At 74.6% G+C, this 24,156-nt stretch carries 19 protein-coding genes and 3 pseudogenes; 10 read left to right on the forward strand and 12 right to left on the reverse strand.

Features of this window, described 5'->3' with window-relative positions; genetic code table 11:
* Window positions 1–3 precede the first annotated feature (3 nt).
* Window positions 4–672 carry an SH3 domain-containing protein gene (locus OHA91_RS33305; RefSeq protein ID WP_328740580.1) on the forward strand — a complete coding sequence of 223 codons (669 nt, stop codon included), beginning with the start codon at window positions 4–6 and terminating at the stop codon, window positions 670–672.
* A gap of 16 nt (window positions 673–688) precedes the next feature.
* On the opposite strand, the gene OHA91_RS33310 is transcribed toward OHA91_RS33305, so the two are convergent.
* Complete coding sequence (locus OHA91_RS33310; protein ID WP_328740581.1) at window positions 689–1,972, reverse strand: streptophobe family protein; 1,284 nt, start codon at window positions 1,970–1,972, stop codon at window positions 689–691.
* Window positions 1,973–2,032: 60 nt separating this feature from the next.
* On the opposite strand from OHA91_RS33310, the pseudogene OHA91_RS33315 reads away from it, so the two are divergent.
* Window positions 2,033–3,310 (forward strand): annotated as a pseudogene (locus tag OHA91_RS33315) (DUF6777 domain-containing protein); the annotation flags it as partial.
* Window positions 3,311–3,981: 671 nt separating this feature from the next.
* Here OHA91_RS33315 and OHA91_RS33325 read toward each other — a convergent pair.
* The gene (locus OHA91_RS33325) at window positions 3,982–4,221 is read right to left on the reverse strand and encodes a hypothetical protein (protein WP_031156915.1); all 240 of its coding nucleotides are present in this window, start codon (window positions 4,219–4,221) and stop codon (window positions 3,982–3,984) included.
* 126 nt (window positions 4,222–4,347) lie between these two features.
* On the opposite strand from OHA91_RS33325, the gene OHA91_RS33330 reads away from it, so the two are divergent.
* On the forward strand, window positions 4,348–5,517 hold the full coding sequence (locus tag OHA91_RS33330; RefSeq protein WP_031156921.1) for a sensor histidine kinase: 1,170 nt from the start codon (window positions 4,348–4,350) through the stop codon (window positions 5,515–5,517).
* A gap of 85 nt (window positions 5,518–5,602) precedes the next feature.
* Window positions 5,603–6,200: pseudogene (locus OHA91_RS33335) on the forward strand (response regulator).
* A 401-nt stretch (window positions 6,201–6,601) separates the two neighbouring features.
* On the opposite strand, the gene OHA91_RS33340 reads toward OHA91_RS33335, so the two are convergent.
* Window positions 6,602–6,865, reverse strand: a complete 264-nt coding sequence (locus OHA91_RS33340; protein ID WP_031156927.1) for a hypothetical protein — start codon at window positions 6,863–6,865, stop codon at window positions 6,602–6,604.
* Between the two features lie 25 nt (window positions 6,866–6,890).
* Window positions 6,891–7,297 (reverse strand): annotated as a pseudogene (locus OHA91_RS33345) (hypothetical protein); the annotation flags it as partial.
* Window positions 7,298–7,430: 133 nt separating this feature from the next.
* Between OHA91_RS33345 and OHA91_RS33350 the strand changes: the two are divergent.
* The 3 genes from OHA91_RS33350 to OHA91_RS33360 all read left to right on the forward strand — a co-directional run bounded on the left by OHA91_RS33350 (window position 7,431) and on the right by OHA91_RS33360 (window position 11,030).
* On the forward strand, window positions 7,431–8,204 hold the full coding sequence (locus OHA91_RS33350; protein WP_266503780.1) for a maleylpyruvate isomerase family mycothiol-dependent enzyme: 774 nt from the start codon (window positions 7,431–7,433) through the stop codon (window positions 8,202–8,204).
* A gap of 409 nt (window positions 8,205–8,613) precedes the next feature.
* Window positions 8,614–8,829: a hypothetical protein gene (locus OHA91_RS33355; protein WP_266503783.1), complete on the forward strand. Its 216-nt coding sequence runs from the start codon at window positions 8,614–8,616 to the stop codon at window positions 8,827–8,829.
* A 119-nt stretch (window positions 8,830–8,948) separates the two neighbouring features.
* Entirely contained in the window at window positions 8,949–11,030 is a 2,082-nt protein-coding gene (locus OHA91_RS33360; protein WP_328740582.1) for a SpoIIE family protein phosphatase, read from the forward strand.
* Between the two features lie 445 nt (window positions 11,031–11,475).
* Here OHA91_RS33360 and OHA91_RS33365 read toward each other — a convergent pair whose 3' ends face one another.
* The 3 genes from OHA91_RS33365 to OHA91_RS33375 all read right to left on the reverse strand — a co-directional run bounded on the left by OHA91_RS33365 (window position 11,476) and on the right by OHA91_RS33375 (window position 15,122).
* Window positions 11,476–13,365 (reverse strand): ABC transporter permease, encoded by a 1,890-nt coding sequence (locus OHA91_RS33365; protein ID WP_328741195.1) that lies wholly within the window; start codon window positions 13,363–13,365, stop codon window positions 11,476–11,478.
* A gap of 329 nt (window positions 13,366–13,694) precedes the next feature.
* Window positions 13,695–14,510, reverse strand: a complete 816-nt coding sequence (modA, locus tag OHA91_RS33370; protein WP_328740583.1) for a molybdate ABC transporter substrate-binding protein — start codon at window positions 14,508–14,510, stop codon at window positions 13,695–13,697.
* A 216-nt stretch (window positions 14,511–14,726) separates the two neighbouring features.
* On the reverse strand, window positions 14,727–15,122 hold the full coding sequence (locus tag OHA91_RS33375) for a TOBE domain-containing protein (RefSeq protein ID WP_266503792.1): 396 nt from the start codon (window positions 15,120–15,122) through the stop codon (window positions 14,727–14,729).
* Between the two features lie 152 nt (window positions 15,123–15,274).
* Here OHA91_RS33375 and OHA91_RS33380 point away from each other — a divergent pair, with 152 nt between their 5' ends.
* Window positions 15,275–15,664: an RNA-binding S4 domain-containing protein gene (locus OHA91_RS33380; protein ID WP_328740584.1), complete on the forward strand. Its 390-nt coding sequence runs from the start codon at window positions 15,275–15,277 to the stop codon at window positions 15,662–15,664.
* A gap of 58 nt (window positions 15,665–15,722) precedes the next feature.
* On the opposite strand, the gene OHA91_RS33385 is transcribed toward OHA91_RS33380, so the two are convergent.
* Both OHA91_RS33385 and dhaL read right to left on the reverse strand, forming a co-directional pair.
* Window positions 15,723–16,154, reverse strand: coding sequence for a PTS-dependent dihydroxyacetone kinase phosphotransferase subunit DhaM (locus OHA91_RS33385; RefSeq protein WP_051893714.1), 432 nt, complete (start codon window positions 16,152–16,154; stop codon window positions 15,723–15,725).
* Entirely contained in the window at window positions 16,151–16,765 is a 615-nt protein-coding gene (dhaL, locus tag OHA91_RS33390) for a dihydroxyacetone kinase subunit DhaL (RefSeq protein WP_266503799.1), read from the reverse strand. Before dhaL ends, OHA91_RS33385 begins: the two co-directional genes overlap by 4 nt.
* Before the next feature lie 149 nt (window positions 16,766–16,914).
* Here dhaL and OHA91_RS33395 point away from each other — a divergent pair, with 149 nt between their 5' ends.
* Window positions 16,915–18,945: a PAS domain S-box protein gene (locus OHA91_RS33395; protein ID WP_078959578.1), complete on the forward strand. Its 2,031-nt coding sequence runs from the start codon at window positions 16,915–16,917 to the stop codon at window positions 18,943–18,945.
* Between the two features lie 62 nt (window positions 18,946–19,007).
* Window positions 19,008–20,117 carry a CPBP family intramembrane glutamic endopeptidase gene (locus tag OHA91_RS33400; RefSeq protein ID WP_245240268.1) on the forward strand — a complete coding sequence of 370 codons (1,110 nt, stop codon included), beginning with the start codon at window positions 19,008–19,010 and terminating at the stop codon, window positions 20,115–20,117.
* Window positions 20,118–20,124: 7 nt separating this feature from the next.
* Here the strand turns inward: OHA91_RS33400 and OHA91_RS33405 are convergent, their stop codons facing one another.
* The 3 genes from OHA91_RS33405 to OHA91_RS33415 all read right to left on the reverse strand — a co-directional run bounded on the left by OHA91_RS33405 (window position 20,125) and on the right by OHA91_RS33415 (window position 24,142).
* Entirely contained in the window at window positions 20,125–21,381 is a 1,257-nt protein-coding gene (locus OHA91_RS33405; RefSeq protein WP_031156950.1) for a vWA domain-containing protein, read from the reverse strand.
* Window positions 21,378–22,619 carry an AAA family ATPase gene (locus OHA91_RS33410; RefSeq protein WP_031156953.1) on the reverse strand — a complete coding sequence of 414 codons (1,242 nt, stop codon included), beginning with the start codon at window positions 22,617–22,619 and terminating at the stop codon, window positions 21,378–21,380. The genes OHA91_RS33405 and OHA91_RS33410 overlap by 4 nt, the downstream gene beginning before the upstream one ends.
* A 98-nt stretch (window positions 22,620–22,717) precedes the next feature.
* A complete protein-coding gene (locus OHA91_RS33415) occupies window positions 22,718–24,142 on the reverse strand; it encodes a hypothetical protein (RefSeq protein ID WP_328740585.1) in 1,425 nt (474 codons plus the stop codon).
* Window positions 24,143–24,156 lie beyond the last annotated feature (14 nt).

Consider the following 24,156-nt stretch of genomic DNA (forward strand, 5'->3'; position numbering starts at 1 on the left):
CTCATGAGCAGCTCGATGGATCCCGGCCTCGCCGTGGCGGACTTCCGGCCCACCCATGTGGTGCCGCCGCCGGGGCTCTCCGCCTGGGAGGCCCCCGACGTCTCCCGGCCGACCGCGGCCCTGGACGCCTTCCTGCCCGTGCAGCTGCTGTCCCGGCGCGGGGAGTGGGGAGAGATCCTGTGCGCCAACGGATGGAGCGCCTGGGTCGACGGACGGCTCCTCGTCTCGGTCCCGCAGCCGCCGCCGACCACGGGGGAGCGGCCGTCGGTACGCGCCGAGGACCCGCGACCGCTGCTGGAGCGCGGCGCCGACGCCCTGGAGCGCTACCGGCACGCCGTGGACGAGCTCGCCTCCGGCCGGGTCGACACCGACGCCTTCCGGCGTTCCCTGCGCGGGCTGCGGGTGGGCGTGGTCGTCGACGGGGAGTCGGTCTGGCTCTACGACGACACCTCCGGACGGTGGATGTACGGCGACGGGACCCGCCTCGCGACCTACGCGGTGATCGAGGGGCTGGGGACCGCGCCCGGGCAGGGGTCCGCGGAGGTGGATCCGGTGGACGCCGGCGGGGCCGGCGCGGGGCCGGCCGCGCCGCCCGCCGGCCCGGAGGCGGGCGGGACCGACGGCGCCACTCCGACCCGCATCGTGGACACGCACGACCCCGAACTGGAGTGAGTCGGAGGGTGCCGGTTCAGCCGCGCGTCGCGGCGGGCTCCTCGACCCGCCCGCGGCGGTGCAGCGGGCGGGCCATGACGCCGCCGAGGAAGCCCGCCACCGCCCCCCAGAGCAGGCCCAGGCCGACCGTGCGCCACAGCACGGGGTCCAGCAGGACCTCCCCGCCGAGGGCGTCCACCTCGCCGATGCCCAGCAGGGACAGCCCGTACTGCGCCTGGACCCGGGACAGCAGGCAGACCGCGAGGGTGGCCAGGGCGAGGGCCGCGCCCAGATGGAGGGCGTGCTGCCAGGGCCGGACGTGCGCGGGGGACCGTACGGCCGCCAGTACGCCCGTGCCCAGCAGCAGCACGGCGGCCACCACCACCAGCCACCACGCCCGCGGGTCCCGCGCGGCGAACGACGCCACGTCCACCGGAGCCCCGTCGGCATCGCGCAGCACCTCGTCCAGCAGCTGCGGCATGGGCAGCCCGAAGGCTCCTTCGACCCGGGCCTCCCAGGCGCCGCCGAAGCCCAGGGTGAGCGCGATCCAGACGAGGTTCGGCAGCCCGAGCAGGACCACGGCGAGGGTCCGGCCGGCGTCTCCCTGGGTGGCGGCCACCACCAGGCCGACGACGACGCCGATCGCGACGTACGCGAGGAGCAGCAGCGTCGTGGCGAAGGCGGCCGGACGCACCGCGGTGTGGAAGCGGACCAGTCCGGCCGGGAGCGGCGCTCGCCGGGACACCAGCAGGGCGATCAGCAACAGGCCGAGGATCCACACCAGTCCGAACAGGAGCGTGGCGGGCACGTCGGCGCGGAAGCCCACCTTCGGCGCGGAGTCGAGGAGTTCGCCGATCACCCCGAGCGGGGAATCGCCGGTGGAGATGCCGAAGTCCTGCCGGGCCAGGGCCGCGGCGCCCATCAGGGCGAGCAGCCACAGCACGACCAACGGGACGGCCCGGCCGAGGAGTTCCCGGGGCCCGGCGACGGCCCGGTTGTGCAGCGGGCGCAGGAAGCAGTAGCCGGCCGCGAGGGCGCCCGCCAGGCTCACCGAGAGCGGAAGCACCGACAGGCTCGCGTCCGCGCCGGCCAGCAGGCCGGCGTCGCCGGACACCTCCACCGTACCGCCGGCCGCCATCACGACGACCGCGGCGAGCACGTGGGGGAACGCCCCTTCCGGAAGGTCGCCCGCGCCCGCGCACGCGAGGCCGGCCGCGGCGACCGCGATCATCGCCGCGAAGCCGGCGACGACGGCGACGAGGGCGTCGCGCCAAGCCCTTGCGGAGCCCCCGGGCGATGCCGATCTCGGTGTCTGGCTCACCCTGCAACCGTGGCACTCCCGGCTTGCGGGCACCACCCGGATGGCGCACACAATGGTCCGATGGGAACTCCCTCCTCCTGGGAAGAAGAGCCCGTGAGCACACATCCCTCCGGTAGGCAGCCGTCGTCAGAGCGACCCACCGGGCCGCCTTCCGGGCCGCTGTCGGGCGGGCAGCAGGTGCCTCCTCCCCCGCCGCCGACCGGGCCGCCCGGCGGTCCGGCCGGTCCCGGCGGTCCGCCCGGTCCCGGCGGTCCGGGACCGGGCAAGGGTCCTTGGTGGCGGTCCGTTCCACGGCTCGCCACCGCGCTCGTCGCGGTGGTGGCGGCCGTGGCCCTGGTGGTGGTGCTGACCCGGCCCGACGGCGCACCGAGCGCCGGGGCCGAGGTGTTCCTCCAGCCGGCCGCCGCGGCCGGCCCCGACCCCTTCACCGAGTCCACCGTGGTGAAGGAGGACGCGCCGCCGCCCGAGAGCCCGGCGCCGTCCCCCACCGGGACCGGCGCCGCCCCCACCACCCAGGGCACCGCCACGGGCACCAGGAGCGTCAACGGCTCCGCCCCGGGCGTGTACGGGGGCACCCAGGACGTGGCGAGCTGCGACGTCGAGAAGCAGATCAAGGTGCTTGCCGCGGAGCCCGCCAAGAACGACGCCTTCGCGGCGACGCTCGGCATCCGGCCGGCGGCCGTGCCCGCGTACCTGCGCTCGCTGACCCCGGTGCAGCTGCGGCTGGACACCCGGGTCACGAACCACGGCTTCCAGAACGGAAAGGTCACCAGCTACCAGGCCGTGCTCCAGGCCGGGACGGCCGTGCTCGTGGACGACCGGGGCGTGCCGCGGGTGCGCTGCGCCTGCGGCAACCCGCTCGGTCCGCCGGTGCCGCTCAAGGCCGCGCCGAAGCGCTACGGGCAGACGTGGCCCTCGTACCAGCCGGCGAAGGTGGTCGTCATCGCGCCGGCCGTGGAGCCCGTGAAGAAGATAGTGATCTACGACCACCAGAACCGGCACTGGTTCGAGCGCGACAAGGGCCCCCGCCAGGAGCGGAAGCCCGACCGGCCGATCCCGCCGCCGGTGATCCCGACGCCGCCGACCACGCCGAGCCCGTGGGTCACGCCGACGCACACCGGGCCGAAGCCGACGGGACCGCCGTCGAAGTCGCCCACGCACACGGGCTCGAAGCCGCCGACGAAGCCGCCGACGAAGTCGCCGTCGAAGTCGCCCACGCAGTCGGGGTCGAAGTCGCCCACGCAGTCGGGGTCGAAGTCGCCCACGACCTCTCCGAAGCCGTCCGGCTCCGAATCACCGACCAAGTCGCCGTCGAAGTCGCCGACCAAGTCGCCGTCGAAGTCGCCCTCGAAGTCGGAGTCCCCGTCCACGCCGCCCTCGGGCACGCCGTCCCCGTCGAAGCCCCCGTCCGGGTCGCCGACCCCGTCGAAGCCGCCGTCGGGAACTCCGTCCGGAACCCCGTCCGGAACCCCGTCGGTCTCGCCGAAGTCCTCGCCGACGCCGTCGGCGCCGGGCTCGCCGACACCGACGGCCTCGGTGTCGCCGCCGACCCCGTCCAAGCCCCCTTCGGGATCACCGTCGGGACCGCCCTCGCCGTCGGGTTCCCCCTCGGGGTCCCCGGCGGCATCGCCCTCGTCCAGGCCGTCACCGTCGCCCTCTGAGGCGCGTTCGCCCCAGCCGACCGACCGCACGCCCCCGCTGCCGTCGCGGACGCCGCCCCCGACGGACCGCACGCCCTCGCTGCCGTCGCGGACCCCGCCGCCGACCGACCGCACGCCGTCGCTGCCGAGCAGGCCGCCGGCTCCCCAGTCACCGGTGGCGCCGGAGCCGGAACCGGAACCGGCCCGTACGGCCATCGAACCGCAGCCCGAGGCTCCGCCGCCGGCGGAGCAGCCCCGCGAGGACGGCGGCGGGAACGGCGGAGACGGCGGAGACGGCGGGAACGGTGGCGACGGCGGGAACGGTGGCGACGGCGGCAACCAGTAGCCGGCCGCGGAGAGCCGAGCCGGTCAGCTCCGGGCGCGGCGGGCGAGCGAGTCGCCCGCCGCGCCCACCGCCGCGCCGAGGGCGACCATGACGACGTAGCCGTAGATCTCGTAGCCCTCGGGAACGAGGAAGCGGACGAAGCCCATGAAGTGGATCCAGCCGAGCCACTCGTGCAGCAGGCCGCTCGCGCCGCCGACGACCAGGACGAAGCAGAGCAGCCCCGAAACGGCTGCCAGCGGGGATTTCGCAGGGGTGGAGGTCATGGTCCGACGGTAGGCGCGCGGCGCGCGGCGGCGGATCCGTCCGAAGGCTGCCCGGGGTCGTACTTAAGTATCCGATGACTGCCGCGGACGCCCGGCGACGTGCGGGCCCGCGTAGATTTCCCGGACATGCGCCGTATTCACCGCACCGGCCGGGACTGGGCCGTGGACCTCGCCCTGGTCCTCTTCGCGGCCTGCTTCGCCGCAGTCAGCTCGCAGTCCATCCCGGTGCCGGAGGACCTGGGCCAGGGGTGGCGGACCGCCGACCAGGTGGCCGGCGGGCTGGGCTGCGCCGCGCTCCTCCTGCGACGGCGCCGGCCCGTGCCCCTGGCCGTGGCCCTGATCCTGGCCGGCAGCCAGACCCACTACATGACCGGTCCGGCGATGGTGGCGGTCTTCACGGTGGCCGCGACCAGGCCGTGGCGGGCCACGGCCTGGGTGGCGGCGCTGGTCTTCGCCCCGCTGCCCGTCTTCCTGTGGCAGCTGCCGGACCTGCCCGAGGACCGGGCGGGTTCGGCCCTGACCTACTTCGCCCTCATCGCCGGGGCCATCGGCTGGGGGCTGTTCCGGCGCTCGCGCGCACAGCTGATCGCCTCGCTGCGGGCGCGCGCCGAACTCGCCGAGGCGGACGCGGAGTCACGGGCCGAGCGGGCCCGGATGGAGGTGCGGGAGGAGATCGCCCGCGAGATGCACGACGTGCTCGGCCACCGGCTGACGCTGCTGAGCGTGCACGCGGGCGCCCTGGAGTTCAACCCCGGCGCCCCGCCGGAGGAGGTCGAGCGGGCCGCCGGGGTGATGCGCGAGAGCGCCGGCCTGGCACTGCGCGACCTGCGCGAGGTGATCGGCGTACTGCGCTCGGGCTCCGGGCCCGAGGAGGGCGAGCGGCCGCAGCCGGAGCTCGCGGACCTCGACCGGCTGGTCGCGGAGGCACGGGCCGCGGGCGGGCGGATCGAGCTCACCGGCCCGCCCGGGGGCGCCGCGCCGCCGGCCCTGGTGGGGCGCACGGCGTACCGGATCGTGCAGGAGGCGCTGACCAACGTACGCAGGCACGCGCCCGGCGCGGCCGTCGACGTACGGGTGGCCGGCGGCCCGGGGGACGGACTGACGGTGGACGTCCGCAATGCCCGGCCGCCCGGACCGGACGCAGCCCCCGCCGACGGCGGTACGGGCCCGGAACCCGGCGGCGGGCAGGGCTTGATCGGCTTGGCGGAGCGCGCCCGGCTGGCCGGCGGGGAACTCACCGTCCTCCCGGCCGACGGAGGCTTCCGGGTGCACGCCTGGCTACCCTGGCAGAGCTGATCGGAACGGGCGGAGGGGAGAGGGCCGGGTGATCCGCGTACTGCTGGTCGACGACGACGCGATCGTCCGCGCCGGACTGCGGCTGATGCTGGGCGGCGCCCCGGACATCGAGCTCGTCGCCGAGGGCGCGGACGGATCCGAGGTGCCGGCGCTGGTCGCCGCGCACGGGCCCGACCTGGTGCTGATGGACGTCCGGATGCCCGGTGTCGACGGGCTCGCCGCCACCGAGGCGCTCCGCGCCCGGCCGGGAGCCCCGGAGGTGCTCGTCCTGACCACCTTCCACACCGACGAGCACGTCCTGCGGGCACTGCGCGCCGGCGCGGCCGGGTTCCTCCTCAAGGACACCCCGCCGCAGGAGATCGTGACGGCGATCCGCACGGTGGCCGCGGGCGACCCCGTGCTCTCACCGGCCGTCACCCGCCGGCTCATCGACCAGGTGGCGGGCGGTACCGGCCAGGGATCGCGGGCGGCCACCGCGCGCCCGGCTGGCACTGCTGGCCGGGCGCGAACGGGAGGTGGCGACGGCGGTCGGGCGGGGCCTGTCCAATGCGGAGATCGGACGGGAACTCCACCTGGCACTGCCCACGGTGAAGACCCACGTGTCCAGGATCCTGACCCGCCTCGACCTCAACAACCGCGTCCAGATCGCCCTGTTGGTCCACGACGCGGACGAACCGGTCTGACCGTCCGCCCGACGGTCGAGAGGCTGCCCAGCGGCGGGGTGAACAAGCCCGTCTGGCTGTGCCGGTCGGGCACCGGCGCTGCCACGGACGGCGTTGACCGGTGCTGGCAGGCGTTCCTTCACCGCTTCGACGTGGAGCAGACCTTCCGGCTGCTCAAGCAGACCCTCGGCTGGACCCGGCCAAAGATGCGGGACTCGCGGGCCGCCGATCGCTGGAAGTGGCTCGTCCTGGCAGCCCACGCTCAGCTCCGCCTCGCCCACCCGCTCGCACGGGACCTCCGTCTGCCTTGGGAGCGGTCGGCCGAACCGAACAGACTCACCCCTCGCAACCGGCGAGTCCTGCACCCGACCCGCACACCACAAGGTCGGCGCTAAGCCCCGACGCATTGGCGGCCGGCAAGCTCAGACTGATAGGAGGAATCCACCGATCTGGTATTCCAGCCCCTCACGGAACTCCAGGTGCGGGATGGCACTCTGCATCGCCGAGTACAGCGCGGGCGGCACCTCGTAGACCGCGGTCTCAAGGAAGTCATCGTCCCGGCCGGGGAACAGGTCTCTGATCCTCAGAATCTCAACTCGGTTGAGATCGGTGATATGTGAGGCTTGCTCGTCGCCGTCCCAGCCGATGAGGTGCCACCCAAGGGTTTCGGTGTTGATGCCGTTCACACGCCTACGGTAAGCGCGAACGTCCACCCTCCAACTCGTGCTCCAGCTCCGACCCCAGTTCCCGACCGGTCAGCCGCTCACGAGCGGTGGCATCGGACGCGGTGAGCACCACCCGGACGATCCTACGTTCGCACCCATGGCGCGCCGGAGCATGCCCTCGTTCTCAGCCAGAACGCTCACCGTGTGCGTGTAGATCAAACGGTGATACCCGAGCTCGGCATAGTTCGACCAGAGCGCCGGCAGGTTGCGCTCGGCGATCTTCCTGCGGCGCGGGTCCCCCTCCGGAGCGGGATGGGCCTGCCCCATGAAGTCGCCTTCGATCGCGCAGTGGGCAACCATCCCAGCACGCAGTCGTGCCGAGACCTCCCATCCCACCGTCGGCTTGCCGACGCCGGCGCGCCCTCCGATGAGCAATACCTCAGCTCGATCCATAACCGCAGCCTGTCACCGATCAGTTGAACCGCGCGAGTGGGCGGCTGCGGCGCCGGCGCTCCGCCCGGCCGTCGACGCGTGCGTCCGACAAATTCGCTACCCGGCGGTCGGAGCACCGTGATAGACAGCCGAGGTGGAGATCATTTTGGAGTTCCCCGAGGTCCTGCGGCTGATCGAAGACCGCTCGGCCGCGTTCCGCGCCGCGATCGCGTCCGCCCCCGACCTTGACGTCCAGGTCCCGACCTGCCCGGACTGGACGTTGCGCGAACTGGCGCAGCACCTCGGCGACGGCCGCCGCCGCCAGGCCGCCATCGTCGCGGCGGGCCCGGGCGCTGAGCCCCCGGCGAGGACGGACCCCAAGGGCGCCCCGACCGCGCCCCGCGACCGCGAAGCCCTGGACGCCTGGCTCGCCGAGTCGACCGAGCTCATGCTCGACGCGATGCGCGAAGCCGGCCCGGACCGCGGCTGTTGGACCTGGTGGGGCCGCTCGCAGGCCCCGGAGACCAGCGGAGCCGTGGCCCGGCACCAGATCCAGGAGATCGCCGTCCACACCTACGACGTCCAGCTGACCCAGGGGGCCGCACAGCCGCTGCCGACGGACGTCGCGGTCGAGGGCGTCGACGAGTTCCTGACGACCGTCTCGGCGACCACCGTCCCCTGGCCGTTCAAGCCTGCGACCATCGACCTGCACGCGACCGAGGGCCGCTCCTGGCGCCTGACCCTCGACGCCGACGGCGTCCGCTGCGACGACCTCGCCGCCGGCGCGGAGCCGGGCGACTTGGCGATGCGAGGCACAGCGAGCGAACTGGTCCTCTACTTCTATGCGCGCGTCCCGCTCGACGGCCTGGAAACCATCGGCGACACCGAGCCGATGGAGCAGCTCGCAGACTGGGACCCGAACCAGTAGACCGCGCACTTGTGACGCCTCTGTCGGTTGTGGCCCCCGAGCCCGTTCCGGTGGCCGGGCGGGCGCACCGAATGGATGGTTGATGCACCGGAATTGCGGGTCGTTCGGCCGGATCCGGGGTGCGCCCGAGATGCCGATCGGTGGCGCGGTGACTAATATCATCCGTAGGTAACTGTGGCAACTGTGGGAATCACACCCTTGACCCGCGGTGAATACGCCAGAGCGCGAGGCGTGCGAAATATCGCACCGGCCCACAAGGTCCGTGGCCCGACGAGGCCGCGTTGACGGGGGATGCGCGCTACTCAACACACCTGTACGGCCACAGGTACAGCCGTGGACATCACTTGCTGAGGAGGAAGAACAAATTTTCGTGCCATAGCAACGAGAAGGGTTCTCAACCATGCGAGCAATGAGAGTCAAGCGCCTCTTCGCGGCGTCCGCCATCGGCGTTCTGATGGCCGGCGGCGCCCTGGGAGCCGCAAGCACCGCCTCGGCGGCGACCCCCACCCAGCCCGTCTCCTACGTGAGCGGCGGCGGAGGCTGGGACCATGACAGGGGCGGCCACCACGGCTGGTACGACGATGACGACGACTACCGTGGCGGAGGCCACGGCCGCGGCTGCTGACACCACCGCACGCTGTGCGGCCCGCGCGACGGGCCGCACAGTGTCGTGTCCCCCCCCGCAGCCCCACCGCCGACCGCTCCCACAGGGACACCGGCGGGGGACAGTGAGACCCTGGCTGCATGGCCCGTAGGGGAGACGTTCCCGAGGTCGACTGGCCCGCGCGGCCGGACACGAGCCTTGCGCTCAACCACATGGGCACGTTCGACTGGGACCTCGACAGCGGGCGGATGCACCTGGATCCCACCGCCCTCGAGGTCCTCGACCTGCGCCCGGACGAGTACAGCGGCACGCCCGCCGGGCTCCGCGCGCGCATCGGCCCCGCCGAGGAGGCCCGGCTCGACTCCCGGGTAGCCCAGGCGATCAAGGACGGCCGCAGCCACTACGGGGCCTACGTCCGCAGCCGCCGCCGCGACGGGTCACCGGCCTGGACCCACATCCAGGGGCACATCCTGCGGGACCCGGGCGGCCGCCCGTACCGCGTCATCGGCATCCTCCGCGACGCCGCCCACGACCCGGGAGATCCCGGAGCCGCCGGGGAACGGGACGAGGGGCGCCGCCGGATGACCGGCGTCGTCGAACGGACCACCGCCATCCTCGCCCACGCCCGCACCGTCAACGACGTGACCGACATCCTCAAGGACCCGCAGGCCCTCGGCCACCTCGGCGCGGTCAGCGTGATGCTGGGCGTCGTCGACGGCGTCCGCATCCACCTCGTCGCGGAGGGCCAGCTCGGCACGTACGTACCCGAGATCGAGTACACCCGGATCGATGCGCGGTTCCCGATGAGCGTCGCCGTACGCACCATGCAGCCGGTCTTCATCGTCTCCCGCCAGGAGTTCCAGGACTCCTACCCGGAACTGTGGCCCTACATCGAGCCGCTGTCCGTCCACAGCGGGGTCTACCTGCCGCTGATCGCCCAGGGCCGGCCCGTCGGTGCCCTGGGGCTGCTCTACAAACGCGAGGGCGACTTCACCGCCGAGGAACGCAACCTCCTGATGGCGCTCGGCAGCGGCGTCGCCCAGAGCCTCCAGCGCGCCATCCTCTTCGAGCAGGAGCACGACCTCGCCGAGGGGCTCCAGCGGGCCATGCTGCCGCGCCGGATCCCCGAAGTGCCGGGCGCGCTGATCGCCGTGCGGTACCGCTCCGCCCGGATGGGGCGGGACATCGGCGGCGACTGGTACGACGTGGTCCCGCTCGGCGGCGGCCGGGTCGGCGTGATGATCGGCGACGTCGAAGGGCACGATACGGACGCGGCCGCCGTAATGGGGCAGTTGCGCATCGTGATGCGCGCGTACGTGGTCGAGGGGCACACGCCCGGCGCGGCAATGGCCCGGGCCTCCGCCTTCCTGCGCGAACTGGAGACGGAACGCTTCGCCACCTGCACATACGCCGAGATCGACCTCACCAGTGGAACGCTCCAGATGGTCCGCGCCGGCCACCTCGACCCGGTCGTGCGGCGCGGTGACGGCAGCTGCCACCGGATCCGGGTGGCGGGCGGCCTGCCGCTCGGGCTGCCGCCCCGCGAGCCTTCCGCGGCCACCGGCTCCGGCTACCCCGTCACCAGCCTGGAACTGCACCCCGGAGACACCCTGGTGCTGTGCACGGACGGCCTGATCGAACGCCCCGGAGCGGACCCCGACACCGGTATGCGCGAACTGATGGCGGCGGTCCACAGCGGACCCGCGGACGTCGAGGAACTCGCCGACGTGCTGTGCGACCTGGTCGGGGACTCGGGCGGCGGGGACGACATGGCCCTGCTCGTCCTGCGCCGCCGCGGTACGCCCACCGGGCGCGGCGGCGGGCCGCTGCGCCAGCGCCTGGACCCGGGGGACGCCGGGGCCCCGGCCCTGGCCCGGCACCTCATCCGGGCGGCGGTGTCCGCCTGGGGCGCGCGGGACCGGGCGGACGAGATCGAGCTGGCGGCGGACGAGCTGATGACGAATGCCCTGGTCCACACGGACGGCGGCGGCCACATCAGCATGCGGATCACCCCGCAGGGCCGGATCCGGGTCGAGGTCGAGGACTCCAGCAGCGCCCTCCCGCGTCGGCGCGAGGCGGACGACTGGGCGGTTTCGGGGCGCGGCCTGATGCTGGTGGAGCAGCTCGCGGACGCGTGGGGCGTGGAGCCTCGGGGCGGCGGCAAGTGCGTGTGGTGCGAGTTCGCCGTGAACGCCCCGCAGGGCACCGACGAGCTGACCTAGAATGGGCCACGCCTGCATGATGACGGTCTGTCGGCTGAGCGGGTCGAGCGGCTTGGGCACGTCCTCGCCGTTGGAGGCGGCGACGAGGTACGGCCCCGGATCGACGACGACCGGATCGCCCCGGCGCGGACCAGAGCGCTGACGAGGGCGTCGAGCCAGGCCTGCATCTGCGCCCACGACCCGTCCCGGCCCCGCGGCCCCGCCCGTCCTCGTCGTTCCGGAAATCGCGGCCGACCCGCAGGATGCGCACCCGGTGTCCCGGTCCGCCCCACCCGGTGGCGCCGGGGGAGTCCGTCTCCGGGAAGGGCCCGACGAGCATCTCGTCGATCAGCGCGAGGTACCCGTGGGAGTCCGGTGCCGCGGCCGCCCTCCAGGGGCTCGGTGGGGGTCACGGCCGCAGGCTACGGGGGACGCCGCCGACACCGCCGCCCACCCCGGAAGGGGCCTACAGGCGTACCAGCGTGACCTCGGTGGCCTTCACGCTCGTCCACACCGCGGAGCCGTCGGCCAGGCCCAGTTCGGCCGCCGCGTCCGGGGTGATCTCGGCGACCAGGTCGGGCGCCTCGGGCGACGCGATCAGCACGCGCAGCCGGCTGCCCACCGCGGTGATCTCCCGTACGGTGCCCGGCCACACGTTGCGGGGGCTGCCGCCCGGGCGGTCCCGGTGCACCGACACCGCCTCCGGGGCGATGATCGCCAGGGCCTCGGCCCCCTCGGGCAGGGCCTCGGCGACCACCAGGCGGCCGCCCGCCGCGAGGGCGAGGCCGTCCGCCGAGGCGATGCCCGGCCAGGCGTTGCGCCCGAGCATGCGGGCCACCCACGGGGACCGCGGGTGCCGGGACACCTCGGCGGGCGGCGCGTCCTGGAGGGCCCGGCCGTCGGCCAGTACGAGGACCCGGTCGGCCAGCGACACCGCCTCGACGGGGTCGTGGGTCACGATGAGGCAGACCCCGCCGAAGCCGGCCAGGTGCGTGCGCAGGGTGTGCCGGACGTGGGCCCGCGTGGTCTGGTCGAGGGCCGCGAGCGGCTCGTCCAGCAGCAGCAGCCGCGGGCGGGCGGCCAGGGCCCGGGCGAGGGCGACCCGCTGGGCCTGGCCGCCGGAGAGCTGGGACGGCTTGCGGTGCGCGAGGTGGCCGACGCCCAGCCGGTCCAGCCAGGCCCGCGCCTCGCGGCGGGCGTCGGCGCGCGGCACCCCGCGGGCGCGCAGCCCGTACGCGGTGTTCGCCAGGGCGCTCAGGTGCGGGAACAGCGCCCCCTCCTGCGGGACCCAGGCCACCTGCCGCTTGTGCGGCGGCAGGGCGGTGACGTCGGCGTCGCCGAGCCGGAGGTCGGCGTGGGCCCGCGGGGTCAGGCCGAGCAGGGCGCGCAGCAGGGTGGTCTTGCCGGCGCCGTTCTCGCCGACGACGGCGATGGTGGTGCCCGGTTCGGCCTCCAGGGTGAGGCGGTTGAAGCCGGTGACGGTGGCGTGCAGGGGCCAGTGTTCCGGCTCCGCGTCGTGCGCCGCGGACTCCGGTGGCGGCCCGGCGCCGGCCGCGCCGGGATCCTCGACGGGCCCGGGGACGGGGGAGGGCGCCTCTTCCGTTGCCGGCTGCGGAGCCGTGACCGCCCCGCGGTCGACCGGGGTGCCCGTCCAGCGGCCGCGCAGTGCGATCAGTACGGCCATGGCGATCGCCAGGAGCAGCAGCGAGACCGAGGTCGCGGCCTCGGGCCGGTCCTGGAGCAGCAGGTACACCTGGAGCGGCAGGGTCTGGGTGGTGCCGGGCAGGTTCCCGGCGAAGGTGATGGTCGCGCCGAACTCGCCCAGTGCGCGGGCCCAGGTGAGGGCGGCGCCCGCGACCAGACCGGGCGCCACCATCGGCAGGGTCACCGTGAAGAAGACGCGGACCGGCGACGCGCCGAGCGAGGCCGCGGTCTCCTCGTAGCTCTGCTTGAGGCCGCCGAGGGCGCCCTCCAGGCTGATGACCAGGAACGGCATGGCGACGAAGGTCGCCGCGACGACGGCACCCGAGGTGTGGAAGGGCAGGGTGATCCCGAAGGAGTCCTCCAGCCAGGGCCCGAGCAGTCCGCGCCGGCCGAAGCCGAGGAGCAGGGCGACACCGCCCACGGTCGGCGGCAGCACCATGGGGAGCAGGACCAGCGAGCGGACCAGGGCCTTGCCCTTGAACCTCACCCGGGCCAGCAGCCAGGCCAGCGGCACGCCGAGGACGAGCGAGAGGCCCAGCGCCCACAGGGACACCACGAGCGAGAGCTTCAGGGCCTCGACCACGCCCGGGCTGCCGAGGTGTTCTCCGAGGTCGCCCCACGGAGTGCGGACGAGGACCCCGATCAGCGGCATCAGCAGGAACGCGACGGCGAGCAGCGCGGGGAGCGCCAGGGCAACCGGGGGCCGGGTGCGGGTACGGAGTCTACTCACGGGACTTCCTGGCTGGGGCCGGCATGGCCGGGCGGGTCGGGGCGTTGCCGGGTCGGGGCGTTGCCGGGCCGGGTGGCCGGGTGGCCGGGTGGCCGGGTGGCGGGGCGGAGCTGTCGGGCAGGGCAGGGGGCGCAAGGGGGAAGCGTATGCGGGGGCGGCCGGCGTACGCGGGTGCGCGCGGGCACGCCGAAGGGGCTGTCTGTCCCCCCGGACCGGACAGCCCCCGGCTCACCTACGGGGAGCGGCGCGGCCTACGGCTGCTGGAAGCCCGCGTCCTGGAGGATCTTCTGCGCCTCGGGGGTGCTCAGCCATGCCACGAACGCGGCCGCGGCCCCGGCGTTCTTGGACTGCTTCAGCGTGGCGGCCGGGTAGGAGGCCACGGCGTTCTGGTCGTCGGGGATCTCCACGGTGACGACCTTGTCGCCCGACTTGGCGGAGTCCGTCTTGTAGACGAGGCCGGCGTCCGCCTCACCCAGCTCGACCTTGCTCAGGACGGCGCGGACGTTGGGCTCCTGGGAGACCGGCTTCACCTCGACCTTCTGGGCGTCGAGGATCTGCTTGCTGTAGCGGCCGACGGGCACCTCGGGCGCGGCGAGCACGACCTTGACCTTGGTGTCGGCGAGGTCCTTGAGGTCTTCGATCTTGAACGGGTTGCCCTTGCCGGCCGCGATGACCAGGCGGTTCTTCGCGATGATCTTGGCCTCGCCGGTCTCGGCCTTCAGCCCGTCCATGGTCTTGGTGTCGGCGGTGACCAGCGCGTCGGCCGGGGCGCCCTGCTTGACCTGGGCCGCGAGCTCCTGCGAACCGGCGAAGGAGAAGGTGACCTTCGTGCCGGGGTGGGACTTCTGGTATGCCTCGCCCGCGGTCTTGAAGACGTCGGTGAGGGAGGAGGCGGCCAGGACGGTGAGGTTCGCCTGCGGCGCGGCGGACGCCGAAGGCGCCGCCGAGCCGGTGCCGGAGGCGGCGGGCTTGTCGTCGCCGCTGCCGCAGGCGGTCAGCCCGGCGAACAGGGCGGCGGACAGGGCGGCAGCGGCGACGGTACGGCGGCGGGTCAGGGTCGGGGACATGAGCCCGGGCTCCTCGGTCGGGTCGGCGGCCGGCCGGGTGCCGGATCCGCGCGGTGGTGACCCGCGCCGGTGACGGGCGGAGCGGGTGGGGACGGTTCGGTGGTGCTGAGCGGTGGTGCCGGGCGGTGGTGCCGAGCGGTGGTGCGGGGGGCCGCGGGCGGGTCGGGAGCAACCGCGGGCGGCGCGCGGCGGCGCGCGGCGGCGGCGCCCGTGGGTTCAGGCGCGGTCGATGTGCACGCTCGTGCACTTCACGCGGGCGGTGGCCCGCGTGCCGACCTCCAGCCCGAGCTCTTCGACGGCCTCGCGGGTGAGCAGGCAGACCAGGCGGTGGGGACCCGCCTGGATGTCGACCCGGGCGGAGACGTCGCCGAGCCTGACGGCCGTGACGATGCCCGGAAAGGCGTTGCGCGCCGAGGTGTACGGCTCTCCGTCCTCGGTGTGGGCGCCCTGGCCCACCTCCACGGAGAAGGCGGCCAGATCGCGGCCGTTGATCAGCCGCCGGCCGACCTCGTCGCGATGGGTCACGACCCGGCCGGCGTCGGCCCAGCGCCGCGCGGTGTCCGGGCTGACGCCCAGCAGTCGCGCAGCCTGTCCGATGGTGTAGGACTGCATGTGCGACAAGGTAGGGGCACCTGTGGCGCATTTGCAATTCTCTTGGGGAGATCGCCATGGTAGGTGCCAGGGGCATTGGTGCATCTGCCAAAGGACGGGGAAAGTCGTTCCGTCCCGAGGGGCCCGGATCGCCACGGCACTAGAGTCGGGGCATGGCAGATGAGGTATCGGGGACGGAAGCGGGCACGGTGCGGGTCGACGCGTGGATCTGGTCCGTGCGTCTGACCAAGACCCGTTCGATCGCGGCGACGGCCTGCCGGGCGGGCCATGTGAAGGTCAACGGGGAGCGCGCCAAGCCGGCGCAGGCGATCCGCGCGGGCGACGAGGTACGGCTCTTCCACGCGGGGCGCGAGCGGATCGTCGTCGTCAAGCGGCCCGTGTCCAAGCGGGTGGGCGCGCCCGTCGCCGCCGAGTGCCTGATCGACAAGAGCCCGCCGCCGCCGACCCCCGTGGAGGCCGCTATCGTCGGCATCCGCGACCGGGGCACGGGCCGCCCCACCAAGCGCGACCGGCGCGAGATCCAGTCCCTGCGCGGACGCTGACGCCGCTCCCGGCAGGCCGGGAGGCCCGAACCGCCGCGCGGCGGTTCGGGCCGGACGCTCAGACCTTGCGGTAGGCGTACGCCTCGGCAGCGGCCTCCGCGACCTGTGCCAGCGGGGCGCCCGCGGACGCGGCGACCACAGCCGCCACCGCGCCCTCGACGAACGGCGCGTCCACCAGCCGCGACTCCGGCGGCAGTTCGTCCTCCAGCAGCAGCGTCTTCACCGTCAGCACCGAGCTCCCGAGGTCCGCGAGCAACGCGACCCCGGCACCCCGGTCCACCTCGCGCGCGGCCGCCATGATCCGCTCCGCGCTCGTGCCGAGCCCGCCGGCGGACGTGCCGCCCGCAGCGGCCACCGGAGCCACCGGTCCGCCCGCCGCCAGGCCCCGCGCCAGCTCCGCCACCGACTCGGCGACCGGCCCGCTGTGTGAGACCAGCACGACCCCGACCAGGGCCGGCTGCGTGCCGCCGTCGCCGTGTCCGCCCGTCACCGTGCGCCCTCCGCCCGCTCGGCCACGTCCGCGAGCGCCCCCAGCAGCAGCGCCGAAGAGGTCGCGCCCGGATCCTGGTGCCCGATGCTGCGCTCGCCCAGGTAGCTGGCCCGTCCCTTGCGGGCCTGCATCGGTACGGTCGCCAGCGCCCCGTTCTCCGCCGCGTCCGCCGCCGCCCGGTAGGACGTGGCCAGCGCGGCCACGCCCGGCAGCAGCGCGTCCAACATGGTCTTGTCGCCCGGCGCCGCCCCGCCCAGCTGCGCCACCGCGCCGACCCCCTGGTCCAGGGCCTCGCGCAGCTCCTCGTCGGACACCTCGGGCGCCTCCCCGAGCTCCTTGCCGGTACGGCGCAGCAGCATCCCGTACAGCGGTCCCGACGCACCGCCGACCGTCGAGATCAGCGTCCGCCCGGCGAGCTGGAGCACCGCGCCCGGCGCCGCCGGGGCCTCCGCGTCCAAGGCGGTGCGCACGGCCGTGAAGCCCCGCAGCAGATTGCTCCCGTGGTCGGCGTCCCCGATGGGGGAGTCGAGCTCCGTGAGCCGGTCCGCCTCACGCTCCACGGCGGCCGCGGCGGCCGCCATCCAGTTCCGGAAGAACTCTGCGTCACGCACCGGATCTCCTCGCCTCGCGTCCGCCCGGCCAGTCCTTCCGCCACCATAGATCAGCGTCCCCGCCGCGGCGCCGCTGTCCGTACGGGCGCGTCAACCCGCGCGGACGCCGACAGCGCCGCGGGCGCGCAGAATCGGTCAATTGGCGCCGCATGCGGTCAACCGGAAGCGCGAGATTCGGCCACGTGGTCGGATGTCTGCTTCTGCGGGATTCGACGAGTGCGAGGCGCAGCGTGGCAGCGACGACTGAAGAGCCGTTCAGGGCTCTGCTGGAAGCGGCACCGGACGCGATGGTCATCGTGGACGACGCCGGGGTGATCCGGCTGGTGAACGCGCAGACCGAGGCCCTGTTCGGCCATCCCCGGCGGGAACTCCTGGGCCGCCACATCGAGGTCCTGGTCCCCGAGCGGTTCCGCGGCCAGCACCCGGGCCACCGGCTCGGCTACGCGGCCAGCCGCCAGGTCCGCCCGATGGGCGCGGGCCTGGTGCTGTACGGCCTGTGCCGGGACGGGCGCGAGTTCCCGGTGGAGATCAGCCTGAGCCCGCTGGAGACCCCGGAGGGCCTGCTGATCTCGGCGGCCGTGCGCGACGTGAGCGAGCGCAGAGCCGCCGAGGAACGCTTCCGGGCACTGCTCGAGGCGGCACCGGACGCGATGGTGATCGTCGACGAGAGCGGCTCGATCCAGCTGGTCAACGCGCAGACCGAGGCCCTTTTCGGCTACGCGCGGGAGGACCTGCTGGGAAGACCCGTGGAGGTGCTCGTACCGGAACGGTTCCGCGGGCACCACTCCGGCTTCCGGCACGGCTACTTCGTCAACCGCAAGACCCGTCCCATGGGAGCGGGCCTGGAGCTGTACGGCCTGCGCCGCGACGGCGGCGAGTTCCCGGTGGAGATCAGCCTGAGCCCGCTGGACACCCCCGACGGCACGCTGGTCTCCGCCGCCATCCGCGACGTCACCGAACGCAAGTCGGCCGAGGAGATGCTCGCCAAGCTCTACGAGCAGCAGCGCCACGTCGCGCTCACCCTCCAGCGCAGCCTCATGGGATCCCCGCCGGACGTACCGGGGATGCCCACGGCGAGCCGGTACTTCCCGGCCCGGCAGGGGGCCGGGGTGGGCGGCGACTGGTTCGACCTCATCCCGCTGGGAGGCGGCCGGGTCGGCGTGATGGTCGGCGACGTGATGGGGCGCGGCCTGGACGCCGCCGCCGTCATGGGCCAGCTCAGATCCGCCTCCCACGCCCTGGCCAAGACCGGGATGCCGCCCTGGCAGCTCATGCGCGCCCTGGACGCGGTCGTCAGCGAACTGCCGGACCAGTTCGTCACCTGCTGCTACCTGGTCGTGGACGCGGATTCCGCCGAGATCACCATGTGTTCGGCCGGACACCTGCCGGTCCTGCTCGTCGCCCCGGGCGGCGAGGTCACCCGGCTGCCCGGCGAGGTGAGCGTGCCGCTCGGCGTGGGGGAGGTGCCCCACCACGAGACCCGGCACACCGTCCAGCCCGGATCGGTGCTCGCGCTCTACACGGACGGCCTGGTAGAAACGCCGGACAGCGACATCGAGGGCCAGGTGGACGGCCTCGCGGCGGCGTTGGAGAAGGCCGTCGCCGCGTCGGACGGCCTGGAGGGGGCCGCCGACCGGCTTCTGGCCGAACTGCTGCCCGACGCCGACGACAACCCCGACGACGTGACCCTCCTGCTGGTCCGCATCCCCGATACGCCGGTGACCTCGCAGAGCATGCTCCTCGCCGCGGACCCGAGCAGCGTCGGCGCGGGACGGCGGTTCCTGCGCTCCACCCTGGCCCTGTGGGGCAAGGACGACGAGCACCTGCGCGACACCGCCTGCCTGCTCACCTCCGAGCTGCTGTCCAACGCCGTGAACCACAGCCGCGGCCCCGTCCGGCTCCGCCTGCGCCAGGCCGGCCGTGAACTCAGCGTCGAGGTCTGCGACGGCAGCCCGGTGCTGCCACAGGCCCGCTTCGCCGCCCCCGACGCCGAATCCGGCCGGGGACTGCTCCTCGTCGACTCCCTCGCCTCCTCCTGGGGAACCCTCCCGACGGCCGAGGGCAAAGCCGTATGGTTCTCGCTGCCCCTGCCCGCCCCACGCCCCGCCCCTCCTCCGAACCGGCAGGCCGGGTGCGCGGCCGGCGGGCCCCCGGCGGACCCCCGCGCGAAAACGGACTGAGCCCCCGGGCGGCCACGTGATCGAATGGGCGTGTGAACGGCCGTGACGGAAAGGGTCCCGCTGTGTCAGATACGCCCCCGCCGAACGTGTGGGCCGCGCCGCCCGAAGGCGCTCCGCAATGGCCGGCCCCGGCGCAGGGATGGCCGCCCACCGCCCCGGGCGGTTCCCCCTTCGCCGCCGGGCCGCCGCGACCGCGGACCGAGACTGCCCCGGCCGGCAGCGCCTACCACGAACAGGCCCGCAACGGACGGCAGAAGGCCCCGCAGCGCATCGGGGAGTTCCTCCTCGTCCTCGTCGGGAACCTGGCCGTACCGCTGGTGGTCATCGCGTTCGGCGCCCTCGCCTGGTACGTACTGGGGCTGGACTTCGCACCCGAGGGCGGCGACCGGATCCTGGGGGACCCGCTCGCCGACGAGGCGCTCGGCCTGCTCTCCATAGCCACCGGCATACCCGTCGTGCTGCTCGCCGCCCGCTGGTGCGGCAGCCGCCCCGGCGGCACCGCGGCCTCCGTCGTGGGCCGGCTGCGCTGGGGCTGGCTGGCCCGCTGTGCGGCGGTCGCCTTCCCGCTGATCGTGCTCCAGATGGGCGGGCTGGCGCTGTGGGGCTACCTCAGCGAGGGCGAGGAGTCCCTCGCCGGCGACTTCCCCGGCTGGTCCGGGTTCGTGCTCGGACTCGCCGTTCTGTGGGCGCTGATCCCCTTTCAGGCCGCGGCCGAGGAATTCGTCTTCCGGGGCTGGCTCGCCCAGTTCTTCGGCGGATTCCTCAAGTCCCCCTGGCCCGGCATCGTCATCGCGTCCGCCCTCTTCGCCGTCGCCCACGGCTTCGGCGAGTGGTCGGGATTCGCCCTGCTCTTCTACTCCGCCCTGTGGTGGGGATGGCTGACCATCCGCACCGGAGGCCTCGAGGCCGTCATCGCGGTGCACGTGGCGAACAACATGACCGCCTACGCCATCACCGTCGCCCTGGGGCAACTGGCGGAATCGGGGAACGCCGCGGACGCCCCGTGGCAGGCGCTCGTCCTCGAACTCGTCGCCGCACCGGCGTACTGCCTGCTGATCGCGAAGCTCGCCACCGCCCACGGCGTACGACGCCGCAGCCCGGAAGAGCCGGCTGAGCGTGCGGAGCCGACCGGCCGGGTGGAGCCGGCCGAGCGTGCGGAGCCCGCCGTGTAGGCGCGGCTCACCGGCCGGCGGTGGCCGATCCGATCTCCACCACCCGGGCCCAGGGCGGTGTCGGGTCCGGCCGGTAGTACGGATCGTCCTCGTCCCACCGCGGGACCTTGGGACGGGAGAAGCGGCCCACCACCACCCGGCAGGGCGGCCGGACGGCGGGCCAGGCCGTCTGCCCGTCCGTCAGGACCACGATGACGTCGGGCCGGGGCCCCGACCGCAGCGCCTTGGCGAAACCCGCGCGCAGGTCCGTACCGCCGCCGCCCAGCAGCGCAATGCCCTCGCCCTGGCACAGCGGGTGCACGATCCGCGCCGCCGCGTCGCACGGCACCACGGTGACCAGGTCGCGGCGGCCGCCCACGGCCTGGGCGATCGCGGCGACCTCCAGGAGCGCGCTGCCCAGTTCGGCGTCGCTGACCGACCCGGAGGTGTCGATCACCACGGAGACCCGCGGCGGCCTGCGCCGCAGGCTCGGCAGGACGATGCCGGGCAGCCCGGCCGAGCGCCGGGAGGGCCGGCCGTAGCTGTAGTCCTCACCGGCTCCCGCGCCGGAGGCCGCCGACCGGACCGCCGCTCCGAGCAGCTCCCGCCACGGCTGGGGCGGGTGGAAGGCCTCCTCCGCCCACCGCTTCCATCCCTTCGGGGCGTTTCCCGGGCGCCCGTTGATGCCCTGCGCCACCCGGAACCGGACCGCGTCCTGCTCCTGCTCGCTGAGGCCGTGCGCGCCGTCCGGCCCGAGGTCCCACTCGCGGTCCATCCCGTCGGCGCCGCTGCCGCAGTCCAGCCAGACCAGGCCCTGCGTCCGCGGTCCGAGCCCGAACTGCCGCAGGTAGTCCTCCATCAGCTCGCCCCCGGACAGCCCGAGGTGCTGCGGGGTGACGGCGCCTGCGGGCCGGACCAGCCCGTCGCCGAAGACGTCGTCGTTGATCTCGCAGTCCGCGGCGATGTTCATCCGCAGTCGCGCCCCGGGGCCTTCCAGCCCCTGGAGCCGCGCGGCCCGGTCACCGCGCCCGTGGTGGTCGCGCAGCAGGTGCGACACCTCGTGGACCCAGACCCCGGCCAGCTCCTCCACCGGCGTCCGGTCCACGAACCCCGGGGAGACGTAGACCCGCCAGTACCGGTCGACGGCCATCGTCGGCACCTGCCGCGACTCCACGGTGTGCAGGGCGAACAGCGCCGTCGCGAGGTACGGCCGGACCCGCGCGGCGTGCAGCCGGGCGGTGTAGAGCTTGTCGAGGTCCAGCGCCCCCGGCGCCCCGGCGCTCACGGGCGTGCCCCCGCGGGGACGCCCGTACGGACCGCGGTCCGCTCCGCCGCCCGATCCGCTCGCCGGGACAGGTCCACCACCCCGGCGAGCCGCTCGATCGCGGCCGGCACGTCCCACTCCTCCCGGCGCAGCGCGGCCAGCGAGGTCGCGGGGACGACCACCAGGTCCGGAGCCCCCGTCTCCAGCGCCCGGACCATGATCGTCCACGCCGCGTCCCAACGGGACTTCTCCGGGCGGCGGTTGACCGCGGCCACGATCCCGTCCAGGACGGCCTGGCGCTGGTCGCCCCGCTCGGGCAGGTCGGCGCCGGCCGGGTCGGCGAGCAGCGCCTCGGGGTCCGGGAGTTCCATCCGGTCCAGCGCGGCGAGCAGCTCCAGCGCCGGACCGTCCCCGACGGTTCCCCTGACCAGCATGGACAGCACCTCCCTGGAGGAGCCGGCCGCGGTGGCGAAAGCGATCAGACGCAGCGTCATGTCCCAGCTGCGGGGCGACGGCCAGGCGCCGCCGCGCCGCGTCTCACCGGAGGGCAGGCGGTGTACGAGCGGGGGCCGGGTGGTGAGGAACCCGCACACCGCGCGCCGGGCGAAGTCCACGGCGGCGGGCAGCTCCTGCGCGTCGAGGCGCGGCAGGGTGGCCCGCGGCCAGGTTCCGCCGAGACCGCGTACGACGACATCGTGGTCGTGGGTCCACTGGAGGTGGACGAACCGGTTCGCCAGCGGCGGGCTCAGTTCCCAGCCGTCGGCCGCCGAGGACCGCGGGTTGGCGGCCGCCACGATCCGCACCCCGGGCGGCAGTTGCAGGGCACCGATCCGCCGTTCCAGTACGAGGCGCAGCAGGGCCGCCTGCACGGCCGGGGGCGCGGTGGACAGCTCGTCGAGGAAGAGCAGCCCGCGTCCGGCCCGTACCAGGCGCACCGCCCAGTCCGGCGGGGCCATGGGGACGCCCTGCTCGGCGGGGTCGTCGCCGACGACGGGCAGCCCGGAGAAGTCGGACGGTTCGTGCACGCTGGCGATCACCGTGGTGAGCGGCAGGTCCAGGGAGGCGGCGAGCTGGGTCAGGGCGGCGGTCTTGCCGATCCCCGGCTCGCCCCACAGCAGGACGGGCAGGTCCGCGGCGACGGCCAGGGTGAGGGCTTCGAGCTGGTTGTCGGGGCGCGGCTCGGTGGTGGTCTCGCCGAGCAGGGCCAGCAGATCGCCGGCGACGTCGAGTTGGGAGACGGCGGGCATGTCCATGGGCATGTGTGGTCACCTGTGGGGTTCGTGAAGGGGCAGGGGTGAGGGGTGAAGGGTGAGGGGGCACGGCCGGGCGGTCCCGGCCGGCGGCAGTTCGCCGGGACTCAGGCGGCCCGGCGGTCGTGCCGGGAGCGACTGGGCTTCGGAGGGAGGCGGCCCGGCCCCGGCCCGGCCAGGCCCGCGCGGAACAGCCCGTAGGTGATGCGCCGTCGGGCGGCCGCCTCCAGTTCGTCCAGCAGCGGGCCCGGGCGCAGGGTCGCGCCGGGGCCCAGGAGGCCCTCGACGACGGCCAGCGCCCCGGCGATGTCTCCGTGGTCCAGGCGTTCGCGGACGCCGGTGAGGCAGTCCGGCCGGCGGTGGGCCGCGTCGATGGCCTGGAGGCACGGCAGGGGAGTCCCGGACAGGGCCGCCAGCAGTTCCTCGCGCCGGACCTCGGCCGGTCCGTGGTCCAGCGGGGTCAGCACCCCGTCGACGAGGCCGATGCGGTGCCGGGATCCGCGGCATTCGACGAAGCGCGGCTGGCCCGGACCCGGACCCGGTTCCGCTTCCGAGGTCCGCGACGGCGCGGCCGGTGCACGGTCCGGTGCGAGGGCGGCGGCGACCAGCGGGTGCAGCCGGTCGGCCCCGATGGAGCCGGTGCGCAGGAGTTCCAGGTCGGGGAGCACCCAGGCCGCCGCGTCGGGCAGGACCGGCAACGCGTGGGCGCTGCCGTCCGCGGGGGCCGCCCCGATCCGGAGCGACGGCATCCAGGCGCCCTGCCCGTCCCCGTCGCCGCCCGCGACCAGGTCCAGGACCAGCCGCTGCCGGGCGCCGAGCCGGACGGTGACGCTGCCGGTGTCCCGTCCCTCGGCCCGGAGCACGATCCCGGCCTCGGCGGCCCACCGGTCGACGGCGCAGCGGTGCTCCGGAGGCAGCGCTCCGGCGAGTTCCGGATCTCCTCCCGGCGGGTCGTCGCAGGGCGGCCGGTCGGCCCCGGAGCGGGCCCGTAGCTCGTCGGTCCTGCGCGCGTCCCACAAGTGGCGGTGCAGGTCGAGGCGGAAGCGGCGGTCGGGGCGGGACCCGCGGCGCGGATCGGCCCCCGCGACCCCGGCCTCGGAGCGGGAACCGTCCCACAGGGCGAGGCCGATGCGCTGCCCGCCGTCCGCCCAGGCGGGCGGGGTGCGGGCCACGAGGTGCACCGGGGGCGCCGTGTCATCGGGACCGGCGGTGTCGTAGCGGGCCAGGGTGACGGTCAGGCCCGGGCGCAGCAGCCCGTCGGGAGCGACGCGCGGCATGTGCCAGCGCAGCAGATCGGGAGCCAGGTGGCGGAGGTCGGCCCGGATCCGGTCCGCGAGGTCGCGGCCGTGCGAGCGGGCCAGGGAACGCAGGTTGAGATCGACGTCGAAGCCTGCGGCGGCGCATGCCGCGGACCAGTCGCCGGCGTGGCGGCGGGCGGTCGCAGTCTCGATCATGGACGCCGGCACGGCGTACTCGCGTACGCGGAGCCAGAGGGCGAGGCGGGAGTCCCTGTTCGCGGTCCGAGTGAGCATCAGCACTCACCTTG

The organism is Streptomyces erythrochromogenes (genome assembly GCF_036170895.1).
GTDB lineage: Bacteria > Actinomycetota > Actinomycetes > Streptomycetales > Streptomycetaceae > Streptomyces > Streptomyces erythrochromogenes.